Consider the following 21,543-nt stretch of genomic DNA (forward strand, 5'->3'; position numbering starts at 1 on the left):
GATTCGTGGGCATTGCGGAGTGTTATGCCAGCTTCTGATGAATAGCATGCAAGGGCAACGCGATATTCAGGTCAATATCAGTATTTTGCCTGAAATCATACGGAGTGATACCGTAACGTTTTCTGAACATGTAAGTAAAATGTGACTGTGAGCCAAAGCCAAAGTCCAATGCGATATCAAAAATCGTACTATCACTACTTCTTAGTTGATAAACCGCGCCCGCTAAGCGTCTTTCCCGAATGTATTTACCCAGCGATACCCCGGTCACTTCTTTAAATATTTTCTGCATATGCCAAAGCGAATAGCCTGAATACACGGCTAACTCTTCAAGGTAGATGACCCGCCCTAGATGGGTTTCGACCCATTTACTGAGGGCGCAGACTAACGCGAGATGATTTTCTTGTGACATTATTTAGTCTGTTTTTTCTGGATAGGAGTAGAGCAGTATACACAAGTTGAATCGAACAACACAAAACACCAAATTGCTCCCGATTGAACAAAATAGACCATAAAGACTTTTCAGACAGTGTTTGCAAAAGATTTTTCTGGTGCCATAGTAAAAGGGTAGTGTCATCAGGAAGGGGTCTATCCCGAGGATAAAGGGTTGAGTTTGGAAAAATAGAAATTAAAAATGATGAGGTGATCGCATGTTAATAACGGTGATTATGACTCTGATAGCGGTTGTCGGCGTAACCGTTTTTTTAAAGATGCCAGTAATGGTCCTGCATAAAGGTAAAGGCGCAGGAGGTGATGAACTGTGAGATTAGGAATATTGTGATCGATCTACATCTAATGAGTTTCCTCTAGAACCAGGTGATTGATAATTTCATGCCTGGTTTTTTTATATCCTCTTCGTACTGACGTTAGCTTTCTTGCCATCTCATATCTGCTTCTTTCTTTCAAAAAGAGGGGGCAATTGATTAAGCACATCATCGACATCGGTTGTAGGTATTTCATTAGCCAAGGATAATGTTAGTCTCTCGAGTCGACAAGAGCAGTGCAGGTTAAAGAAATATTTCAGCAAGCGTGATATCCTTTTACGATATTACTGAGAAGGAATTATGCATGTCTGAAATGTTTACTAATGACCAAGAGCTGGTGTCAGACTTGGTTGCCTGCCAACTGGTGATTAAGCAAATCCTTGATGTGATTGATATCATTGCTCCGGTGGAGGTGCGAGATAAAATGTCCCATCAACTTAAAGCTATTGATTTCTCTACACACCCGGCAGGGGCGGACCCAGTGACTAAGCGAGCGATTGAGAAAGCCATTGCATTAATTGATATGAAATTTAGCCAAAAATAACAGCTACCGTTTAAGGCTGTCTGCAAGTAGGGCGGTAGTATCAGGCTAGCGGCCGTGGGGGAAATGCACTGCGGGTTATGAATAGCAAACCCGCAGTTCAATTATTCAAAAACGTTATTGCCGATCTTTTTCACTAATGGGCAGTTACTGACACCAATGACACCATTTTCACCGTTTATAAATTGAGCGGTTGTAACAGTTCTTGCCGTCAGATATTTACACTGCAAACCAATGCCTGCGGCGTTTTTCTCACTGCCAATAAGCACGCCATAGCCTGAAAAGAGAAGGCCCAAGTATATGATTGCTGCCACCAAAACCAGTCTGAATAAACTCATGTAGTCACTCCATGTAATTAGTTTTACTTATTTTTTAGGATAAATATTTAACAGTTTAACGAGTAATGATAAGTTAGTTAATAGTAAAAATCCTAAATCATATTGATTTATAAGACTAAACAGTAAATTCTTATAAAAAATGTTGTTACAGAGCTATAGTGCACATCAGTAATTACATTTTGGCTATAAATGGTTGATGTTTAATACAGTATAATTAAAAAAAACATTACGGAAGGAGCCCGATTTGAACATTAAGAAACTTGTCGCAACGGTAGGGATCATTGCCGTTTGCTGCTTGTTTTATCTATTAGCCCTTGATAGTTATTGCGATCAGGGGGGGACTTTTTCTACCGGTATTTGTGCTATCACTTCGATTATTCCATGGTAAGGATAGCCTATTATGCTTAGCTATAATAACGATAGATAACTATTACTATTAGTTATCGTTATTAAGTATGAATCACTTATTCAGATCCCCTTTGTGGTGGGCAGAGTGATAAGATAGCGCCTTAGCCACGTATGTCATAGGGTAGTCAATGTTAGATACAAATATGGGGGCACTGGGTGTCATCCCAATTGCTTTATCGCTGCTTACTGTCATTTTCTTCTTGATAGTCTGGTTCTTTTTGAGCCGTGCCAGTGTACGAGCAAATGAACAAATCCGTTTGTTACACGAAATTGCCGAACAACAAAAACGGCAAACCGAATTGCTCAATGCTTTACTGGAAAATGCTACGGGTGTCAGGCATGAGCAAGACGATAGTGATATTGTTTCGCCTCTCGACTTCAAAGGGTTTATTCCAGAGCGATAAATCCCCCCGATTCTGATGCTGTCACCAGGCGGTATCAGAATATCGTCGTAGCTAGAGTTATGGTTTCTCCTGCATAGCCGGCATTATCTTTTTGCGCGATGTGAGTTTGCCCCTTTATTTAGCCCAATATACTGCGCTGATTGTCATAAATTTGTCTTATTTTCGCCGTAATGTAGCCAGAACTTTTCAAGACAACGGTGATTCTAATGATTAAATGGTATGAAGAAAGTGACACTGAAGTGAACCGAAATATTGCACTGCTGACAGGGGAAGATCCCGATAAGTGGTATCCATACGGTGGAGTTAAAGGTAAGGACTACTGCAAAAACCCTTCTGATGCCTGGCCTATCATCTATGCCAATAAAATTGGCCTCTATTCCCCTGAAGTTAATGATAATAATCAGTGGAATGCTCGGATTACCAATCCGCAAGGTGAGTGGCAAGCCTATAGCCAAAGTCCACTTCGTGCCGCGATGATTTGTTACCTGCTCAGCCAAGATATTTGAGTAAATATTGATGATTTTCGACCGCGTGGATACCCATATGCTGAGCGCGTGGCGTGACCAACGGTAAGCGATTCTCTGACTGACTTCTTGGAGCTGATGATGAAACGTATTATTAAAGGGGATTCAAATTTATCTCACCTGGTCATTGCCCATGCGGCGATTGACCACCATCAAAAGTCTTATGGTGAGCGGCGCCAAGGCTGGCCTTCAACTTATCTTATCCGCTATAAAAATAATCGCGTGGCGGTTGAAGTTGTCACCCGGAGTCAATCTTATGTCGCGACATTGATGATTGGGGCCAGGAATCTGAGTAAGTTATGTGGCATATCTGCGTTACAACCCTAAACAGGCAAAGCATCATTGTCCTCTAATCAAATCCTTCCCATGTAAACATCGGCTGATTGATCCTTCTCCGATAGTCAGCTAACCACCTTTATTCTTGCTGCAATTAGGTTTAAGTGTTAAAAAACCGCCGCAGATTCATTTATGAAAGCGCTGTTTAGCACGTTAGTGCGTAATAGGTGCGGCAGAGGATAGGATGGAACAGCAGTTGCAGGATTCAACACTAAAACGCGGTTTAAAAAATCGACATATTCAACTGATTGCCTTGGGTGGTGCGATTGGGACCGGATTATTTTTAGGGATAGCTCAGACGATTAAGATGGCTGGCCCTTCAGTGATACTCGGCTACGCCATCGGTGGTTTTATCGCTTTTCTCATTATGCGTCAGCTCGGTGAGATGGTTGTCGAAGAGCCAGTTGCAGGTTCATTTAGTCATTTTGCGTATAAATATTGGGGCGATTTCGCTGGCTTCTTATCTGGTTGGAACTACTGGGCGATGTTTATACTGGTTGGTATGGCTGAATTGACCGCCGTCGGTATTTATATTCAATACTGGTGGCCAGAGATTCCCACCTGGGTTTCCGCTGCTGTATTTTTTGTCTTAATAAATGCCATCAATCTTATTAACGTACGAATGTATGGTGAAACTGAATTCTGGTTCGCAATCATCAAGGTTGTTGCCATTATCGGTATGATTGTGTTCGGTGCATATCTGCTGGCTTCCGGTACTGGTGGGCCTGAGGCATCGGTTACTAACCTCTGGGCACAAGGTGGGTTTATGCCCCATGGCTTGAGCGGATTAGTGATGGCGATGGCGGTGATTATGTTTTCTTTTGGTGGCTTGGAGATGGTTGGCATTACGGCCGCTGAAGCTGAAGATCCCCATCACAGTATCCCTAAAGCAACCAATCAGGTTGTCTATCGCATCCTCATTTTTTACATCGGTTCATTGGCGGTACTGCTTTCCCTATATCCGTGGGGCAAAGTGGTTGAAGGCGGTAGCCCCTTTGTGATGATTTTCCATGCGTTAGATAGCAATTGGGTTGCAACAATCTTGAATGTAGTGGTTTTGACCGCCGCGCTATCGGTTTACAACAGCGGTGTTTATTGTAATAGCCGCATCTTATTTGGCTTGGCATCGCAGGGGAATGCGCCTAAGTTGTTGACCCGAGTTAATAAACGTGGCGTGCCTATTCTGTCAATCGCACTTTCGGCGTTGGCCACCTCAGCCGGTGTTGTTATTAACTATGTTATGCCGGGCAAAGCGTTTGAACTGCTTATGGCGCTGGTTGTTTCAACATTGGTCATTAACTGGGTGATGATTTGTTTAGCTCACCTCAAATTCCGGGCTGCGAAGGTGCAAGAAGGCGTAGAACCGCGGTTTAAGGCGCTATGGTACCCATACGGTAATTATCTGTGCCTGGTGTTTCTGTCGTTGATTCTGGTCATTATGTATCTCACTGATGGTATTCAGATCTCAGTGCTAATGATGCCAGTTTGGGTTGCGCTATTGTGGTGCGGTTTTATACTCACTCGGCGTAAACATAAGCGGCATAAACTGAATGTAAATGACTCAGATGTAGCCTGATTGAAGTGTTAGCATAAAAGTGCCGGGCGATTAACTGTATGAAAAATCAAGCCCGGCTGTTATCACCTAAGACGCTATTTGTTGTGTTTAAATAATCAGCAATAAACTAAGCGGATACTCAGCATAGTTTTAATTGATGAGAACTATCGTATTTTTTTGGATCAATTAACGCTAATTGAGATTAATTCTTAATAGTCGCCTATAACCACTTTAATTGCATGGTTTAAATAGTTAAATAATAGAGTCCATTAGAATTGCCAGCGCATCCAGGTAAACAAAACATTACCATTATTATAAGTGCCGGGAATATAGGTGCTTTGTAGTGAAAACTTATTATATTCAATAGAAATAAGTGGCAAAGGCAATGGGACAGGAATGTAATAATATTCATGACGTGCGGTAATGCTGGCGGTAAAGCCTACGCCAAAACGCCAGCCGTCCATCGCTCCCGGTATCCACATTTTTTGATAGCCATAACCTATAATGGGTTCAATTTGGTTGTGCGAATCCATAAATGCCATCGCATACACAGAGTGCCAGTTGTTATCCTCATCATAGCGATACTTGCCATAGCCGATACCCCATGGCCGCTCATTGTATGACTCTATCTTGTCATCATCGTAGGTCCAGCGGTTGTGCCAGGTATTCAGCGGGATATACAGCTCCTGGTTTGGTGAATCCCAGGTAAGCGAGATGTTGCTCGTCAGGCGTTGCCACAAGCTTTCATTGCTGGTTTGCGGGTTATGCTGCCCTATAGATGTCGGTGTTGGCTGATAGTCTTCCTCCGCCAATACAGTAGCGGCCTGACCCCACCATAAGCTACTGAGAATACAGGTGTTGATAATATATTTACAATTCATAACATGGCTCTCTGATGCCCATAAGGCGAAATAAGATATCTGTGCATCAGATAATCTTTGTACTTATCAAAATAAGAGTGATTAATAGATTATTTATAATTGCGTGGAGCTTATAATCTCGAACCTAAACCACACTATAACGATAAAGTAATTTAGAGTTTTCAACTGTACATCAGTGCTATTAAATTCTGTTTCAGAAAAGTTAAGAATATATCAAGAGGAATTTCTCACACTAAATGTAGGTGGATTAGGCTACATTTCACCCTGGTGAATTAACTAATAATGCGTACTTTAGGCGATATTCATGCAGATTAAATAAAGTGCTATCGCACCTTGTTGGTGCGATGCAGCTAATTTTTCTCGTGTATTGCACCTATATAGCACAATACCAGTCCATATGGAGAGCCAATCTTTTAGTATTAAATTTGGCATTTGAGTTTATATTTTTATATAACAAGGGGCTCTCCTTACTGTTGGGGGTAGGTTGTGCAATTGTGCTTCATAACAAAGTCGCCAATAAATTATTTCTGATTTTTGAGCAAAGATAAGATTCAAACTATAACCTGATATTAAGTAAGGGGTTAGCTAACAAGCTTGCCCCTGTGACAGTCACTAGATGAAGAGAGTGAGCCGTCAGCGCTGGGGAGGGATATATTCAATTATTATATATTTAATGCTAATAAAATTTATACCACTGTGATTTTCGGTTCGATGCTGGGGATGGAAAACAGTAAATATCCACGTAAGCAGTATTATAAAAAGTGTTAGCTGAAATGTTAAAAACCAGTAAGAAAGCGCGATAGGCCAGTATAAAAAAATAGAGCAGAAAATACGATGACCTTCAACAAATTTCAGCATATTTACGCATTCTTTATGAGCAAGCGTTTCAAATATGTGCGACAGGTTCACCCTTGATTAAAAATGGCTTGCCATCGAATACAGAGTATGTGATAACGCATATGGGTAAAACGAGGTACAGTTCTGTATATGTGTGGCATTTTCAGTAAAGAAGTTCTGAGTAAAGACGTTAGCGTTGAATACCGCTTCTCTGCCGATCCTTATCTTAGTGCCTCAAGCAGTAACGACTCTAGTTTGTCTATGTAAACGCCTACGGGCGAGTTAAACAATCCAAAGGAAATACTCAAGATGGCAAAGATCAAAGGTCAAGTTAAGTGGTTCAACGAGTCTAAAGGTTTCGGTTTCATCACTCCAGCTGACGGCAGCAAAGATGTGTTCGTACACTTCTCTGCAATCCAGGGTAATGGTTTCAAAACCCTGGCTGAAGGCCAGAACGTAGAGTTCGAAATCCAAGACGGTCAGAAAGGTCCGTCTGCAGTAAACGTTACTGCAATCTAATCAGCTCTTTTGCTGTAAAAACCCGCCTTTGTGCGGGTTTTTTCGTATTCAGGGTGCGATAAATATTATCTATCCGTTAAGGCAAAATAATTAAGCCGGAATGTTGATTACGGCCTTTAATCCCTGGATGGGTTGGGTCAATCGCTTGCTGCTGGCTGGTTCGGCGGAAACTGGTATATTTGAAGTGACTTTTATTATTATCATCATGTTGAATAGTCGTACAAATAGTACAACTGCCCACATGATCGACTTGATGAATGCCTGCACTTCGTAATTGGTGTTCAGCAATGGCCGCTAAGTTGAGGTGGCGAAAACGGGGTGAAATGATATTTTTAGCCAGTGGTAATTTATTAGTAAACCTTTCGACCAACTCCTCATTGACTTCATAGCAGCAAGACTGTGCGGCAGGCCCGATGGCTGCAACCCAATTTACAGGGTCATCATCGCGCGCAATACGCTCAACCATTTTTAAGATAATACCATCAAATAAGCCCCGCCAACCAGCATGAACCACCGCAATGGCTCTCCCTTGTTGTTGGCTAAAAATGATTGGCAGACAATCAGCCGTCAGAACGGTCAATAAAATGCCTGCTTGAGTGGTATAGAAACCATCGGCTTCACCACACTCTTGTCCCGGGGCGGTCACATCGATAATCGTAGTGCCATGAACCTGCTTTTTAATGGCTTGTGAAGCCTGATATGGCAAGAGGCAGGAAGGTAACAGGGCCGATTTATTGCCAAAACCATGGCAGAGGGTGGTGATCCGGCTAAGTTGTGGTGAAAAATCAGTCATAGAACCTACCTAATGAAGAAAAAGAACGCCACTCAGTGTAAGCCGATTTTTAAGTTATTGACCAGTCACCTTTTCTTTTAAATCGCCGTTAGTGAATTGTTGCAAAATAATGCATCTTGTATCACTGTTTTGGCACCCGTTAGTGTCTGGGATAGGGTTTAATGGCAGCTATGATGCTCGCTATTCTCCAGGGTTGATCTTAATGATTCCTAAACCAAAAACTGACAGTAATAACTTTATTCGTTGGCGCTTTGGCTTGTTGTGTAGTTGTATTTTAATGTCACTTTTTGGCCTGCTGGCACGGGTTGCCTGGCTGCAAGTTATTGAACCGGATCCGCTGGTAAAAGAAGAGGACATGCGTTCAGTGCGTGTGGTGGCAACACCCAATACACGCGGTATGATAACTGATCGTGGCGGGCATCCGTTGGCGGTCAGTGTCCCGGTCGAGGCCATTTGGGCTGATGCCAAAACGGTACTGGAAAAAGGCGGGGTAGGTACTACCGAACGCTGGCAGGCATTGGCACAGGAACTCAATATGCCAATAGGTCAATTAATCAACCGTATCAATCAAAACCCCAATGCCCGTTTTATCTATCTTGCCCGACAAGTTGAACCTAATGTTGCTGAGTACATTCAACGCTTGAAACTGCCCGGTATCGCGACCAAAGCGGAGTCACGGCGTTTTTATCCGTCCGGTGATGTGGCGGCCAATTTAATTGGTTTCACTAATATAGATGACCAGGGTATTGAAGGCGTAGAAAAGAGCTTTAACTCGCTATTAAGTGGCACCGCTGGCAGTAGAGTGGTACGTAAAGATCGCTTTGGCCGAGTGGTTGAGGATATCTCTTCTACTGATAGCCACCCGGGACAGAATGTTGAACTCAGTATTGATGAACGTTTGCAGGCTGAAACATCCCATGCGCTGACCAATGCTGTCATGTTTAATAAGGCTGATTCTGGCTCCGCAGTGGTTATTGATATTAATACTGGCGAAGTCTTGGCGATGGCCAACTATCCCACCTTTAATCCGAATAACCGCGCAGCCACGGCGGAAGAGAATTTTCGTAATCGGGCTATCAGCGATATTTTTGAGCCGGGTTCGACAGTCAAACCGATGGTGGTAATGACTGCATTACAACATCATCTGGTAAAGCCAGACAGCGTACTGGATACCCATCCTTATGTGCTGAGTGGGCACCAAATTAAAGATGTGGGTTTTTATCCTGCGCTATCGTTGACCGGCGTATTGCAGAAATCAAGTGATGTTGGCGTCTCTCGTCTGGCGTTGGCAATGCCGTCTTCGGCATTAATGGAAACCTATGCGTTGTTTGGTTTGGGAAAACCGACTCAGTTAGGCCTTACCGGTGAAAGTAGTGGGTTAATGCCACAGCGGCAACGCTGGAGTGATCTGGATCGTGCTACCTTCTCTTTCGGTTACGGCTTGATGGTGACGCCGCTGCAACTGGCTCGAGTCTATGCCACCATCGGCAGTTTCGGTATTTATCGGCCATTATCGATTACTAAGGTCGATCCTCCGGTGTTAGGGCTACGGGTATTCCCCGAGGATCTGGTGCGGCAAGTGGAACATATGATGGAAAGTGTGGCGCTGCCCGGCGGTGGCGGAATGAAAGCGGCCGTCAGGGGATACCGGGTTGCCGTTAAGACGGGGACTGCTAAGAAGATTGGGCCAAATGGCCAGTATATTGATAAATATGTGGCTTATACCGCGGGTGTCGCGCCTGCCAGCCAACCCCGTTTTGCATTGGTGGTCGTGATAAACAATCCGCAAGGCGGCAAATACTATGGCGGCGCGGTTTCTGCCCCGGTATTTAGCGATATTATGGGGCAAATTTTGCGCACCATGAATGTTGAACCTGACGCTATCCCGGCAGGGATGGTACACCATAGCTGATATTCGACCGATTTATGGCGTTAAACAGTGGCTTGCAACGGTGGAAGTGCTTCTTTAGACTAACGCCGTGTCTGTCCGCGATTCTGGCGGTTATTTGTCTGTCATCTGGAAATCAACCATGTCTTATCAGTGCCCCCTTTGTCATCAGGCTTTGCAGCTTAGCGTGCAGCAGTGGCGTTGCAGCAATAATCATCAGTTCGATTGCGCCAAAGAGGGTTACGTCAATTTGATGCCAGTGCAGCACAAGGGATCGAAACAACCAGGAGATAGCCCTGAGATGATGCAGGCCCGGCGGGCATTTCTTGATGCGGGATATTATCAGCCCTTGCAGCAGCGGGTCTGCGAGCTTCTGGATGCAGCGTTACCACTGGATGCCACCATGTTGCTGGATATCGGTTGTGGTGAAGGTTATTACACCGGCGCTGTGGCAGATAGGTTAAATCGGCGGCGTCAAATGGCTGTTTTCGGTTTAGATGTGGCAAAAGTCGCCGTAAGGTATGGCGCAAAGCGCTATCAACAGGTGAGCTTCTGTGTAGCTTCCAGCCATCGCTTACCTTTTGCCCATAACTCGCTTGATGCGGTATTAAGGATTTATGCACCGTGCAAAGCGGCGGAGTTATCACGTACCGTGAAACCTGGCGGGATTGTGGTTACTGTTGCCCCTGGGCCGCGTCATCTCTATCAGTTAAAAGCACTGATCTACCCAGAAGTACAACTCCACGGTGATGCACAAGAGCACCTTGAGGGGTTTGACTTGCTGAGTTGCGAAAAACTGGCTTATGAAATGAAACTTCCGGGTAAGCAGAGTTTTAATTTATTGCAGATGACCCCTTTTGCCTGGCGGGCATCAATCGAAATGGGGCAGGAGTTGGCTGCGCGGCAGGCATTTATCTGTGAAACTGACTTTGTCATTGCGTTGCACCGCCGCAGAGAAGAGCCTACGGCTGAAATTGCAGCCGTGAGCAGTGACCAATAGTCTATGCTGTTAGCGTTGGCCTGACAGTGTTCGGGCCACGAGTCTTATATAAATTATATCAATCCAGATTTGATTTTTAAAAATCACCAATACCTTAATATTAGCTAACTCCCCTAAGGTAAACTCTCATTATTATTTTAATATATTTATAGTGTGACATTCCCTGGTGTAGAATCATTAATTAACTTAAGTCAAATTCATGGTTTTTTTATATTTTACTGAAGTGGTTTATTTAAGATCTAAGTTTCGCCAGGTTCGACCACCGGATTCAGTCACCAGTATAGAGGGTATGAACCGTACCTCCTCGGCAATTTTTAGTGCTAAATCAGCGACCTCTTGTTTGTTTAGTGTGCCACTGCCATAATTGAATTCCCCTTCAGGCAATTTATAGACTTTTTCCCGACCAATAAGGCGGGTAAAGCCGGCATCAATCATTTTCTTATTAAGTGACTCGTAATCGCCTTCCACTGCATTATGCAAAACAACACTAACCGTAAAGTACGGCATATCTATTTGTTCCAAGCTATAAGATGATTATCTTTATATAGCACAGCACTGACAGCGATATTTTGACCAAAGTCTAATTGCGCGACATACAAACCAATAACCCTGATAAAATTGTGTCATTAAGGGCGATTGAGTTAATGCGCTTCTGATGATTGGTCAATTTGATGAGTGGGTGGCAGTCATCGCCACCCAGACAAGAAGGGTTTAGAGTGAGAGTGATAGCCGGTTACGGCCTGCGTGTTTTGCTGCATAACAGGCGATATCTGCCTGACGCATGGCTTGTGCGGCATTCTCAGTTTGGCGAGTTAGCGGGATGGCGCCCAGACTTGCGGTAAATGTATACGATTGACCGTGCCAATGAAATTGGATGGCGGCAATATCGGCAACCACAGATTCCAGAATGTCTGTTGCAGGCTTGTTTTGACAATTAAACAACACGATAGCAAACTCATCGCCACCTAAACGGGCAACAATGTCATTTTCACGAACGGCTTGTTGCATGGTTTGTGCCACCATTCTCAGCACCATATCCCCAGCTTCATGACCTGCGGTATCGTTAACATCTTTGAAATAGTCTAAATCGACATAACAGAGGATATGCTGCTCGTTATCCCCCAATTGGCTGATTGACTGGGTGAGCCGCTCTTCCAGTCGACGCCGATTAATCAGGCCAGTTAGCATGTCATGATTGGCCTGATATTGCAGTTCGCGCTGTGCATGGCGGGCGCGAGTCACATCCTGAAATACCACGACCGCGCCAGTGAGTATATTGTCACGATCGCGGATCGGCGAGGCAGAACAGCGAATCTCTTGCCGTTCTCCTTGGCTTGATAATAACTGGCTGCCTTCTGGTAATAAGGTATTGCGCCCCTCGGCCAAACACTGATTGAAGGCAAGTAACTGATTTTTATCTTGCAACGGAGACCACAAAATAAAAACGTCTTCAATAGGCAAACCGCAGGATTCATTTTGGCTACGCCCGGTCATCTCTTCGGCTTTGGGGTTCATCAGTACCACACGGCCTTCTGTGTCGAGGGAGATAATCCCCTCCTGGATAGATGACAACACCCGATGCAGTTGCTCGCGCTCTTCATAACGCGCGACCTCACTGGCGCGCAGTGCATCTTCGCGTTGTTTGCGCTCACTCATATCACGGATTATTTCGGCATAACCGAGAAGTTTCCCATTATTGTCATGGACTACTGTTATGACTGTCACTGCCCAGTAGCGCGTCATATCTTTGCGAACCAGCCAGCCCTCACGCTCCATTCGACTCGTCGATGCTGCGGTCTTCAGCAACTTCTCCGGTAACCCGGCGGCAATATCCTCGGGTAAAAAGAAACAACCGAAATGCTGACCAATTATCTCATTACTGGCATAGCCAATATTCCGTTCAGCACCGTGGTTCCAGGTACTGACCCGGCCCCAAGGGTCAAGCATTAAAATAGCGTAATCCTCAACAGTATCAACCATTAAGCGAAAACGCTCTTCACTGATGCGCAGTGCTTCTTCTCGTTGACGACGCTCGGTGAGATCACGGACAATTTTGGTAAATCCCAACAGTTTGCCACTGTCATCATGCATTGGGTTAATTGCTACACTGGCCCAATAGCGAATACCGTTTTTGCGCACATGCCAGCCTTCGCTCTGGTAATTACCTTCTGCGGTAGCTTTGGCAAGTGATTTCTCCGGCACCCCAGCAGAAATATCCTCCTGTGTGAACAGCAACGCAAAATGTTCACCGATTATTTCATCGCTGGTATAGCCTTCATTCCGTTCTCCACCTTTATTCCAGGTGAGAATTCGGCCATGAGTATCGATCATGTAAATAGCATAGTCTTCAACTTCACTGATCAGATGACGAAACTGTTCCTCACTCTTTCGCAGCGCATTTTCGCGCTGCCATTTATCCGTCAAGTCGCGGGTGACATGGACGAATCCCTGCAAAATATGGTCTGAATCATGCAGCGCACTCAGCGTAATATTACCCCAAAAACGTTTACCATTCTTACGCACCCGCCAGCCCTGGGTTTCATAGTGGCCAAACTGATTGGCATGTTGCAGCCCTTTGGTCGGTAATTTGTTCGCCAAATCCTCTGGGGTATAAAACAGTTCGAAAGATTGACCAATAACTTCTTCGCTAGCGTAACCGGCATTGCGTTCTGCGCCACTGTTCCAAGTGAGGATATGTCCTTGAGCATCAATGATGTATATGGCGTAGTCATCAACGGCTTCAATCAAGAGCCGGAAAATATGATCGTCAAATGATGCTGGATGCAAAGCCATTCCTGTATTTCCTTGAATTAATATTCAGCCACCTTTGGCTGAGCGGATCGAGAGCCAGAAGGGTTAATCTGTTATTGCGGTAAAAGTAATGTAGCAGTCTATCGCTAACAGATGAAATTAGGTAATGAGAATTTTCTTACCAGAAATAAATACACGATAAGAATTGTAATGGATATGAGGGTTACGCTTATCAAGCCTGTCACTACGGGACTTCAGGTAAGGAACTGATGTCAATATAACAGGGAGAAAGAATAAATCGCCTTATTAATAATAGGGGGTGGCGTGAATAACCCATAAAAATTGACTTAAGTAGGGAAGGGGAAATTAGTCTGGTCGTATATAAAAGTAATTTACGCAATCATTTCCCCTCATTTGGGGCCATAAGATTACCGACCGAGATCATGTTCATTACATAACTGATCTAATTTTTTCACGATACAAAAAATAACCCCGCAGAAGTGCAGAAATGCTTGCATCGGCAACTGTTATCAGGATAATTCTGAATCCTTATAATAAGCATTCTCATTATTAACAAAATTGCAAACTTCAGGGGCATCAACACGATGAATCAAACTATCTCTACCCGCGCAAATCAGAAGCGGCTTGCACCACGTCTTTTGTGCGTGATGATCGGTGCGGCATTAGGGACTTTGTCTGCATCTGTATGGGCAGCAACAGCCACAGACAATACGGCTGAAAGCAGCAAAAAGGCTAGCACAACAGCTGATGCCACTCAGGTTGATAGCAGCAAAACAACGGATACTATTACCGTGGTCGGGACGCAAGAGACCTTCCGTGCCGGTGGTAATGATCTTATTCCAACCTATCTGGACGGTCAGGTAGCTAACGGTGGGCGTATTGGCTTCCTGGGGCAGCAAGATGCGCGCAACGTACCTTTTAATGTGATTGGCTACACATCTAAATTGGTAGAAGACCAGCAAGCGCGGACACTGGCTGATGTGGTCAAAAACGATGCTTCAGTACAGAACGTGCGCGGCTACGGTAATGCTTCACAGAACTTCCGTATTCGTGGTTTTAATCTCGATGGGGATGATATCTCGTTCGGCGGTCTGTTCGGCGTACTGCCACGTCAGGTGGTTGATACCAGTATGGTCGAGCGAGTTGAAGTGTTTAAAGGCCCGAACGTATTTGTAAACGGTATTTCGCCGAGCGGCAGCGGTGTGGGAGGGATGATTAACCTGGAGCCTAAACGTGCCGGTGATACTCCATTGACGCGTGTTAGTGTGGATTATACTTCTTCTGCCAAGGTTGGTGGTGCGTTGGATGTCGGTCGCCGCTTTGGTGACAATGACCAATTCGGTGTGCGGGTTAATGTGCTGCACCGCGAAGGCGAAACGGCGATTCATGATCAGAACGAGCGCACGACCGCACTCTCAACCGGTTTAGATTACCGTGGTGACCGCGCCCGTACTTCTTTAGATATTGGATATCAAAAACAAACCGTTCACGGTATGCGTACTGATGTTGCCATTGGTAGTGCGACGGTGATTCCAGAACCACCGGCAGCCACCTTAAACTATGGTCAGCAGTGGGTCTATACCGATATGGCAACCACCTTCGGTATGCTGCGTAGTGAGTATGATTTAAGCCAGAACTGGACGGTATACGGTACCCTCGGTGCCAGCCACAATGACGAAACCGGGCAATATGGCTCACCAACGCTGACTGATAATAATGGCAACGCCACCATCAGCCGTCTGTATGTGCCTTATGTTTCGGACTCTATTGCTGGTTTAGGGGGGATTCGTGGTCATTTTGAAACCGGCCCAGTAACCCATAAGATGAATCTCGGTTATGCCGCTAACTACCGAACGGCTAAATCTGCCTGGAATATGTCAGGGCCAGTAGACACCAATATCTATAACCCAGGGGTAATCCCATTCCCCCCAACTGCTTTTGCTAGCCCTAATCAAGACCCAACACTAAACAGTCAGGTTCGGGCCAGTAGCATCTCGGTGTCGGATACCCTGTCGGCAATGGATGATAAAGTGCAGTTGATGCTCGGGCTGCGCCGTCAGGAAGTGGTTATTCGCAATTTTGACAGTGGTGTACCAGACAGTAAAAACGTGCAAGATGCCATGAAAGTGACACCGGTATATGGCTTGCTGGTTAAACCGTGGGAAAATGTTTCCCTGTATGCTAACCACATTGAAGCATTATCGCCGGGGAAGGTCGCGCCTTGGTATACCGCCAATGCGGGTAATGTTACCGGTATTATTCATGCTAAACAGAATGAAGTTGGCGTGAAATTCGATAACAAGCGCTATGGCGGTACCTTGGCTCTGTTTGAAATCACCAGACCTGCCGGTGCCATTGATGCAACAACCAATATCTACGCCTTGGGTGGTGAACAGCGTAACCGCGGCGTTGAACTGAACGTATTCGGTGAACCGGTATTTGGTACTCGTCTGTTAGGTAGTGCCGTGTGGTTGGACCCGATACTGACCGAAGCGCAAAGCAGCCAAAATAATGGTAATTATGCTGTGGGTGTGGCTCGCTATCAGTTAGTGTTTGGCGGTGAGTACGATATTAAAGCAGTAGAAGGTTTGACGGCTACTGGTACTGTCACACGTTCTGGTTCGCAGTATGCTAACCAAGAAAACACCTTAAAACTAAAACCATGGACCCGTCTGGATCTGGGCATGCGTTACACCATGCCGCTGAAAGAGACCAATCTGATCTGGCGTGCGAATCTCGAGAACGTGACCAACGAACGTTACTGGGAGTCGGTTGAAGATACCGGTACTTATATGTATCAAGGTAATCCGCGTGAGCTAAAACTGTCTGTTTCCATGGACTTCTAATCCGAGGTTGATGCCCGTTTGCTAAGCGGCATCGGAACCATAAAAAACCCCGCGATTCTTTGAATGCGGGGTTTATTTTTGCCCAATGATTTTATCGGCAGAATAGACGCGTTTTAGCCATTAAGCGACCCGATAGATATGCTCATACAGAATATTAAAGCCGATCGCTATCAAGACTATCCCACCAATGATTTCGGCACGCTTACCCAATAATGGGCCAATATAACGGCCAATCAGCATACCTAAGGTAGCCATAATCATGGTCGCCAGACCGATCGCCATGGCGGTGTGGACAATATTCACTTGTAAGAAGGCTAAACCGACACCAATTGCCATAGCATCAAGGCTGGTAGCAATTGCGGTCATGACCAAAACCCAGAAGCTGTGGCTGCGCATTTTTTCAGTCTCTGCAACTTGTTGTTTCGCACCCTCAAAAATCATGCGGCAACCAAGAATAAACAGCAGACTGAAAGCAATCCAGTGATCCCATTCCAGAATATATTGACTGGCGAACAGGCCGATACACCAACCTATGAGTGGGGTGATAGCTTCTATTACGCCAAAAATAAGGCCAGTACGTAGTGCTTCTCGAAAACGGGGTTTGTGTAGACTGGCGCCTTTACCAATAGATGCAGCAAATGCATCCATAGACATAGCAAAAGCAAGGATAAGAGTTGCAGATAGATTCATAGCAATAAACTCGGCCGGGCGGCTCCATATACACGTAACCCACCCCCAACCTAACGACGGAGCTACGTGTCTATGGTCTCGCCAACCTTACCTGGCTACCCGTACCACGTTTCAATAGATGAAACGAGTATGTTGATACGGGCGTTTCTGCTTATCAATAAATACCCTTCAATTACGTTAGGTACAATTGCACAGAAACCGGCTACTCCCCATGAACGGCGCAACCTTAACATATAAATTATTATAGCGACAACCCCAAAGATAATAAGACAAATTACTATTACTGATAATGATTTTCATTATCGAGATTTTTGTGCAAAATAGTACATATAAACATCGATAACAATGTGGGAATAAGCAGGATAAGAGACAAGAGTCTTGCTGGGAAATTAATCAGTTGAGTAGGCACTCAATAGACCTATTTCCCAAGGATGTTGTTTTGTTATTGATTTTCAAGGAAAAAATTATAGATTTTCTCTAGGTCATCTAATTGTTTAACCTGGATTAATAATCTGCGCTGCTCTAAATCAATGACTAAAATTCCATCTTCAGATAAATTCATACTTTTTATTCGGCTATATTCAATAAAAGCATTAGCGTAGAAGAAACCGGTATTTTTAAACAATAATTTGGGCCAACGGATATAAGAGATATAAACCGCAATGAGCGCTAAACCCACTAATAAATAGGTGGTTAACGGTGCACCATTCGCCATGACATTATTGTAAATGAGGATAGCTATCAGTCCGACAAAGATGGCGCAGTCGATTTTGCTTTTACGTTTTAAGTGAACTTGCAGCCGGGTCTTCCCTTTCATCATGTTCATGATGAATTCATCATAAATAGCATAAGCGAGCAGTAGGGCGATAAAAACAATTAAAACGAGATCAGTAACCGACATGCAACAACTCCCAAGAGATACATCCCCATCATCTTTCAAACCACAGGTGTGTTGCTGCCACCTTCCTGCACTTTGAAATCTATTGGGTATTGGTATCTACCCTAAAAAAAACCGGGAGTAAACCCCCGGTTTTTACCAAATCTAATCAGAACATTAAGGTGCCAGGAAGCCAATCCAGTAACCGAAGATACCGATGGCGAAGAAGCCCATAATAATCCACAACGCGTTAACTTTACGACGTAATAGCCACATACAGCCGAACGTTAACAGTAATGGCACCAAACCTGGCATCAACTGGTCAAGAATGGTTTGCACCGTAGTTACTGTGGTCTGACCATTCTGATTGGTTATCTTGGATACCACCACCGGTATGTTGACGTGGGTCCACTTGTTAACCAAGGCCCCCATAACAAACAGGCCGAGGATAGACGCCCCTTCAGTCAGTTTTTGCAGCAGGCCACCGTCCATATCGCTGACGATATTGACGCCTTTTTTATAGCCATAGGCTACACCGTAATAACGGGTCAGCAAACGTACCAGGTTAAACAGTACAAAGAACAGCAATGGGCCAAGTAAACTGCCACTCATTGCGATACCGGCACCAAGAGCTGCCAACACCGGGCGCACAGTACCCCAGAATATTGGGTCACCGACACCTGCCAGCGGCCCCATCAGACCGACTTTTATCCCGTTAATTGCCGCATCGTCAATCTCGGCACCATTGGCTTTCTGCTCTTCCATCGCCAGCGTTACGCCCAGAATTGGCGCGGCAACGAAAGGTTGGGTGTTGAAGAATTCCAAATGACGTTTGATTGCCTGCTTACGCTCTTCCGAGTTCTCAGGGTATAAACGACGGATCGCCGGCACCATTGAGAAGCAGAACCCCAGCGCCTGCATACGTTCGAAGTTCCACGACCCTTGGAAAAGGTTAGAGCGGATAAACACCCCGCGAATATCAGCAGGCGTGAGTTTCTTTTCACCAGTCGCTGTGGTTTTATCAAGCACAGTTGTTGTATCAACCATTTCTCTCACCTTTTCCTAGTCTAATTCGTTATCAAGGTCATTATTGGACGGGCCAGACTGTACAACCTGAGACTTGTTGTATTTAGGACTGAGCTGGATATAAAGAAGGGCCATAACCACACCAATAACACCCAATGCCACCAGGTTGAAGTTGGTAAATGCGGCGGTCACGAAACCTAAGTAGAAGAATGGCATCAGGTAGCCGGCACGCATCATGTTGATAACCATGGCGTAACCTACTACGACGATCATACCACCGGCGATATTCAGGCCACTGGTAACCACATCAGGAATCGAACTGAGCAGCATCTGAACTTCAGATGTCCCAACAGACAGGGCAACGATCAGGGCAGGGATAGCGATACGCATCGCCTGCAAGAACAGGGCTGAAATGTGGATCCAGGTTATCGCTCGTAGGCTGCCACGTTCGGCGGCTCCGTCGGCGGCGTGCTGGAAGGCCACAGTAATGGTACGGACGATAATGGTTAATACCTGACCGGCTGCTGCTAGCGGAATAGCCAGTGCGATACCTGCACCGATGTCTTGGCCACCTGCAATAACCAGAATAGTAGAGATAATCGAGGCTAACGCGGCATCAGGCGCTACTGCAGCCCCGATGTTCATCCAGCCGAGAGCGATCATCTCCAAAGTACCACCGATAATAATACCGGTTTTCATATCACCTAAAACCAGACCTACCAGAGTACAGGCGACCAGGGGACGGTGAAATTGGAACTCATCCAGAATGGAACCCATCCCGGCGATACATGCAACTATGAATATCAGCACAATCTGAAGAGTTGTGATCTCCATTGTACTTCTCCTATGACCAAAAAAGCTGAGTAAAAATAACCGTGTTCCAAACAGAACAGGGCATTACCTTTCTACGTAGTTTTTAATAAAGCTATTTATTAAGTTTGCTGATTAAATCCATCATCTTGAGTCGGCTATCCGAAGAGACTTTCCGAACTTCCAGCTCAATACCACGGGCATTTAATTTATTAAAAGCTTCAATATCTTTTTCATCAACGGAGACCGCATTATTCACCTGGGTTTTACCCTGACGGAATGCCATACCACCGATATTGACTGACTTGATGTCTACACCACCCTCAACCACACGGACGACGTCAGTTGGGTTAGTAAATAACAGCATGACCCTGTCTTTGGCATATTTCGGGTTGTCATAGACGCGAATCGCTTTTTCAACATCAACGACGTGCGCGGTGACGCCGGGAGGAGCAACTTGCTTTAGCAACGTACTGCGCATTTTATCAGCAGCAACTTCGTCGCTGACGACAATAATACGATTTACGTTAGTTTCTTTGGTCCAGCGGGTGGCAACCTGACCATGTATTAAGCGGTCATCAATACGCACCAACCCAATCTTCATATGATCATTGGGGCCTAAAGCGACGGCTGGGGCCGCGACTTTACGTGCAGCGGCAGGGGGTTGCGGTTGAGTGGTAGCCACATCAGGTTCGACGGTTTTTAATGCTTTAACTCCCTCACGACCGGTTTGCACCGCGATTTTAACCAATTCAGCAAATGATGGGTTATCATCACGAGCCATAAAGGTTTCAACCAGCATCGGGATATTAACCCCGGCAACGACCTCATAATTTTCTTTATCAGTAACAATACGACTGGCAGCGTTAAACGGGCTACCACCCCAGGTATCAACCAGGAATAGAACACCACTGCTGGTATCAAGCCCGGTCAATTTACCGTTGTATTTCTCAATCAACGTTTCGGCATTTTCACCGGGGACGAAATCGATATAAGCGACGTTAGCTTGTTCGCCTAAAATCATTTCAGCTGTTTTCAGCAGTTGTTCTGCCGCAGCCCCATGTGTGCCGATGATAATAGCTATACTCACTCGCTACCCCCTCTGTTAACTCAGAATTGAGTCCTAGCACGTAACAGAAAATCCAGTAATCACCCACAGCATTTCGGTATACATTGAATCTATTATGATAGTCACAATATCAGCGTACTGCTGATGATTTATTCGCAACACAAATGAATCGATTCAAGTAGGCCGCTTAATGTTGTTGGATGTGATTTATTTTAGTCAGTGAAAAAATAAATTATGTGACGCTGTTCATTTATTCGGACATGTTATGAATGATTTAGCTTACTTGGGTAATTAATCGACAGTTATATAAACGACATTGATGTATTCAGTTGGGCTGCTAGCGTCATATTAGACTTTTTGTGTTAACTATTTGTGTAATCGGTATAAAAATTGATTCATAACCACTTTTCGGTGAGGGATAAATTTCAGGTATAGAAAAATAGAATCGCGGCTGATGATGAACCTTAAGGTGATGAGATGACTGTTTATCGTGGGTCAGGTAATAAATCCCCCTATGCTGATAAAAAAAATCCTGATAAAGTTAACGGCTCTATTAATTGTCAGGAGTTAAGGGCCTCAGCTCTCCCTATGGACTGTCACCGAAGTTACTGTTTATTTAGCGTTAATACCCAACCAGTGGGTTTAAATCTGGTTACTCAATCACGCAC

22 protein-coding genes and 1 pseudogene are annotated in these 21,543 nt (G+C 44.9%); 11 read left to right on the forward strand and 12 right to left on the reverse strand.

What is annotated here, in order from left to right:
* Positions 1-22: 22 nt before the first annotated feature.
* Complete coding sequence (locus A6J66_003870) at positions 23-409, reverse strand: AraC family transcriptional regulator (GenBank protein PNM23407.1); 387 nt, start codon at positions 407-409, stop codon at positions 23-25.
* Between the two features lie 656 nt (positions 410-1,065).
* On the opposite strand from A6J66_003870, the gene A6J66_003875 reads away from it, so the two are divergent.
* Positions 1,066-1,305 carry a DUF2766 domain-containing protein gene (locus A6J66_003875; protein PNM23408.1) on the forward strand — a complete coding sequence of 80 codons (240 nt, stop codon included), beginning with the start codon at positions 1,066-1,068 and terminating at the stop codon, positions 1,303-1,305.
* A 101-nt stretch (positions 1,306-1,406) separates the two neighbouring features.
* Here the strand turns inward: A6J66_003875 and A6J66_003880 are convergent, their stop codons facing one another.
* On the reverse strand, positions 1,407-1,640 hold the full coding sequence (locus tag A6J66_003880) for a hypothetical protein (GenBank protein PNM23409.1): 234 nt from the start codon (positions 1,638-1,640) through the stop codon (positions 1,407-1,409).
* Positions 1,641-1,884: 244 nt separating this feature from the next.
* Between A6J66_003880 and A6J66_003885 the strand changes: the two genes are divergently transcribed.
* The 5 genes from A6J66_003885 to A6J66_003905 all read left to right on the forward strand — a co-directional run bounded on the left by A6J66_003885 (position 1,885) and on the right by A6J66_003905 (position 4,888).
* The gene (locus tag A6J66_003885; GenBank protein ID PNM23410.1) at positions 1,885-2,028 is read left to right on the forward strand and encodes a PhoP regulon feedback inhibition membrane protein MgrB; all 144 of its coding nucleotides are present in this window, start codon (positions 1,885-1,887) and stop codon (positions 2,026-2,028) included.
* A gap of 148 nt (positions 2,029-2,176) precedes the next feature.
* A complete protein-coding gene (locus A6J66_003890; GenBank protein ID PNM23411.1) occupies positions 2,177-2,452 on the forward strand; it encodes a hypothetical protein in 276 nt (91 codons plus the stop codon).
* A 206-nt stretch (positions 2,453-2,658) separates the two neighbouring features.
* Positions 2,659-2,958, forward strand: coding sequence for a DUF2591 domain-containing protein (locus tag A6J66_003895; GenBank protein ID PNM23412.1), 300 nt, complete (start codon positions 2,659-2,661; stop codon positions 2,956-2,958).
* Positions 2,959-3,033: 75 nt separating this feature from the next.
* Complete coding sequence (locus tag A6J66_003900; protein PNM23413.1) at positions 3,034-3,303, forward strand: DUF4060 domain-containing protein; 270 nt, start codon at positions 3,034-3,036, stop codon at positions 3,301-3,303.
* A 193-nt stretch (positions 3,304-3,496) separates the two neighbouring features.
* Complete coding sequence (locus A6J66_003905) at positions 3,497-4,888, forward strand: amino acid permease (GenBank protein PNM23414.1); 1,392 nt, start codon at positions 3,497-3,499, stop codon at positions 4,886-4,888.
* A gap of 248 nt (positions 4,889-5,136) precedes the next feature.
* On the opposite strand, the gene A6J66_003910 is transcribed toward A6J66_003905, so the two are convergent.
* A complete protein-coding gene (locus A6J66_003910; protein PNM23415.1) occupies positions 5,137-5,748 on the reverse strand; it encodes a phospholipid:lipid A palmitoyltransferase in 612 nt (203 codons plus the stop codon).
* A 987-nt stretch (positions 5,749-6,735) separates the two neighbouring features.
* Between A6J66_003910 and A6J66_003915 the strand changes: the two genes are divergently transcribed.
* Together A6J66_003915 and A6J66_003920 are read left to right on the forward strand one after the other, a co-directional pair.
* Positions 6,736-6,852 (forward strand): DUF2627 domain-containing protein, encoded by a 117-nt coding sequence (locus A6J66_003915; GenBank protein PNM23416.1) that lies wholly within the window; start codon positions 6,736-6,738, stop codon positions 6,850-6,852.
* 42 nt (positions 6,853-6,894) lie between these two features.
* A complete protein-coding gene (locus A6J66_003920) occupies positions 6,895-7,104 on the forward strand; it encodes a cold-shock protein (protein ID PNM23417.1) in 210 nt (69 codons plus the stop codon).
* A gap of 76 nt (positions 7,105-7,180) precedes the next feature.
* Here A6J66_003920 and A6J66_003925 read toward each other — a convergent pair whose 3' ends face one another.
* The gene (locus A6J66_003925) at positions 7,181-7,897 is read right to left on the reverse strand and encodes a peptidoglycan editing factor PgeF (protein PNM23418.1); all 717 of its coding nucleotides are present in this window, start codon (positions 7,895-7,897) and stop codon (positions 7,181-7,183) included.
* A 202-nt stretch (positions 7,898-8,099) separates the two neighbouring features.
* Between A6J66_003925 and A6J66_003930 the strand changes: the two genes are divergently transcribed.
* Positions 8,100-9,809 carry a peptidoglycan glycosyltransferase FtsI gene (locus A6J66_003930; protein ID PNM23419.1) on the forward strand — a complete coding sequence of 570 codons (1,710 nt, stop codon included), beginning with the start codon at positions 8,100-8,102 and terminating at the stop codon, positions 9,807-9,809.
* A 118-nt stretch (positions 9,810-9,927) separates the two neighbouring features.
* Positions 9,928-10,785, forward strand: a complete 858-nt coding sequence (locus A6J66_003935; protein ID PNM23420.1) for a 23S rRNA (guanine(745)-N(1))-methyltransferase — start codon at positions 9,928-9,930, stop codon at positions 10,783-10,785.
* Positions 10,786-11,013: 228 nt separating this feature from the next.
* On the opposite strand, the gene A6J66_003940 is transcribed toward A6J66_003935, so the two are convergent.
* From A6J66_003940 to A6J66_003950, 3 genes and pseudogenes are all read right to left on the reverse strand, one after another.
* Positions 11,014-11,292, reverse strand: coding sequence for a hypothetical protein (locus A6J66_003940; protein PNM23421.1), 279 nt, complete (start codon positions 11,290-11,292; stop codon positions 11,014-11,016).
* Positions 11,293-11,496: 204 nt separating this feature from the next.
* Positions 11,497-13,578 (reverse strand): diguanylate cyclase, encoded by a 2,082-nt coding sequence (locus tag A6J66_003945; protein PNM23422.1) that lies wholly within the window; start codon positions 13,576-13,578, stop codon positions 11,497-11,499.
* A gap of 592 nt (positions 13,579-14,170) precedes the next feature.
* Positions 14,171-14,344, reverse strand: a pseudogene (locus A6J66_003950) (ferrichrome-iron receptor).
* A 4-nt stretch (positions 14,345-14,348) separates the two neighbouring features.
* Here A6J66_003950 and A6J66_003955 point away from each other — a divergent pair.
* Entirely contained in the window at positions 14,349-16,403 is a 2,055-nt protein-coding gene (locus A6J66_003955) for a TonB-dependent receptor (protein ID PNM23423.1), read from the forward strand.
* Between the two features lie 120 nt (positions 16,404-16,523).
* Here the strand turns inward: A6J66_003955 and A6J66_003960 are convergent, their stop codons facing one another.
* The 5 genes from A6J66_003960 to A6J66_003980 form a co-directional block, all read right to left on the reverse strand.
* A complete protein-coding gene (locus tag A6J66_003960) occupies positions 16,524-17,093 on the reverse strand; it encodes a hypothetical protein (protein ID PNM23424.1) in 570 nt (189 codons plus the stop codon).
* 442 nt (positions 17,094-17,535) lie between these two features.
* Positions 17,536-17,994 carry a DUF986 domain-containing protein gene (locus tag A6J66_003965; GenBank protein PNM23425.1) on the reverse strand — a complete coding sequence of 153 codons (459 nt, stop codon included), beginning with the start codon at positions 17,992-17,994 and terminating at the stop codon, positions 17,536-17,538.
* Positions 17,995-18,147: 153 nt separating this feature from the next.
* The gene (locus A6J66_003970) at positions 18,148-19,017 is read right to left on the reverse strand and encodes a PTS mannose transporter subunit IID (GenBank protein ID PNM23426.1); all 870 of its coding nucleotides are present in this window, start codon (positions 19,015-19,017) and stop codon (positions 18,148-18,150) included.
* Between the two features lie 15 nt (positions 19,018-19,032).
* Positions 19,033-19,830, reverse strand: coding sequence for a PTS mannose/fructose/sorbose transporter subunit IIC (locus tag A6J66_003975; GenBank protein PNM23427.1), 798 nt, complete (start codon positions 19,828-19,830; stop codon positions 19,033-19,035).
* A gap of 91 nt (positions 19,831-19,921) precedes the next feature.
* Complete coding sequence (locus tag A6J66_003980; protein ID PNM23428.1) at positions 19,922-20,896, reverse strand: PTS mannose transporter subunit IIAB; 975 nt, start codon at positions 20,894-20,896, stop codon at positions 19,922-19,924.
* Between the last annotated feature and the right edge of the window lie 647 nt (positions 20,897-21,543).

The organism is Yersinia enterocolitica (assembly GCA_002082245.2).
GTDB classification, from domain to species: Bacteria; Pseudomonadota; Gammaproteobacteria; order Enterobacterales; family Enterobacteriaceae; genus Yersinia; species Yersinia enterocolitica_E.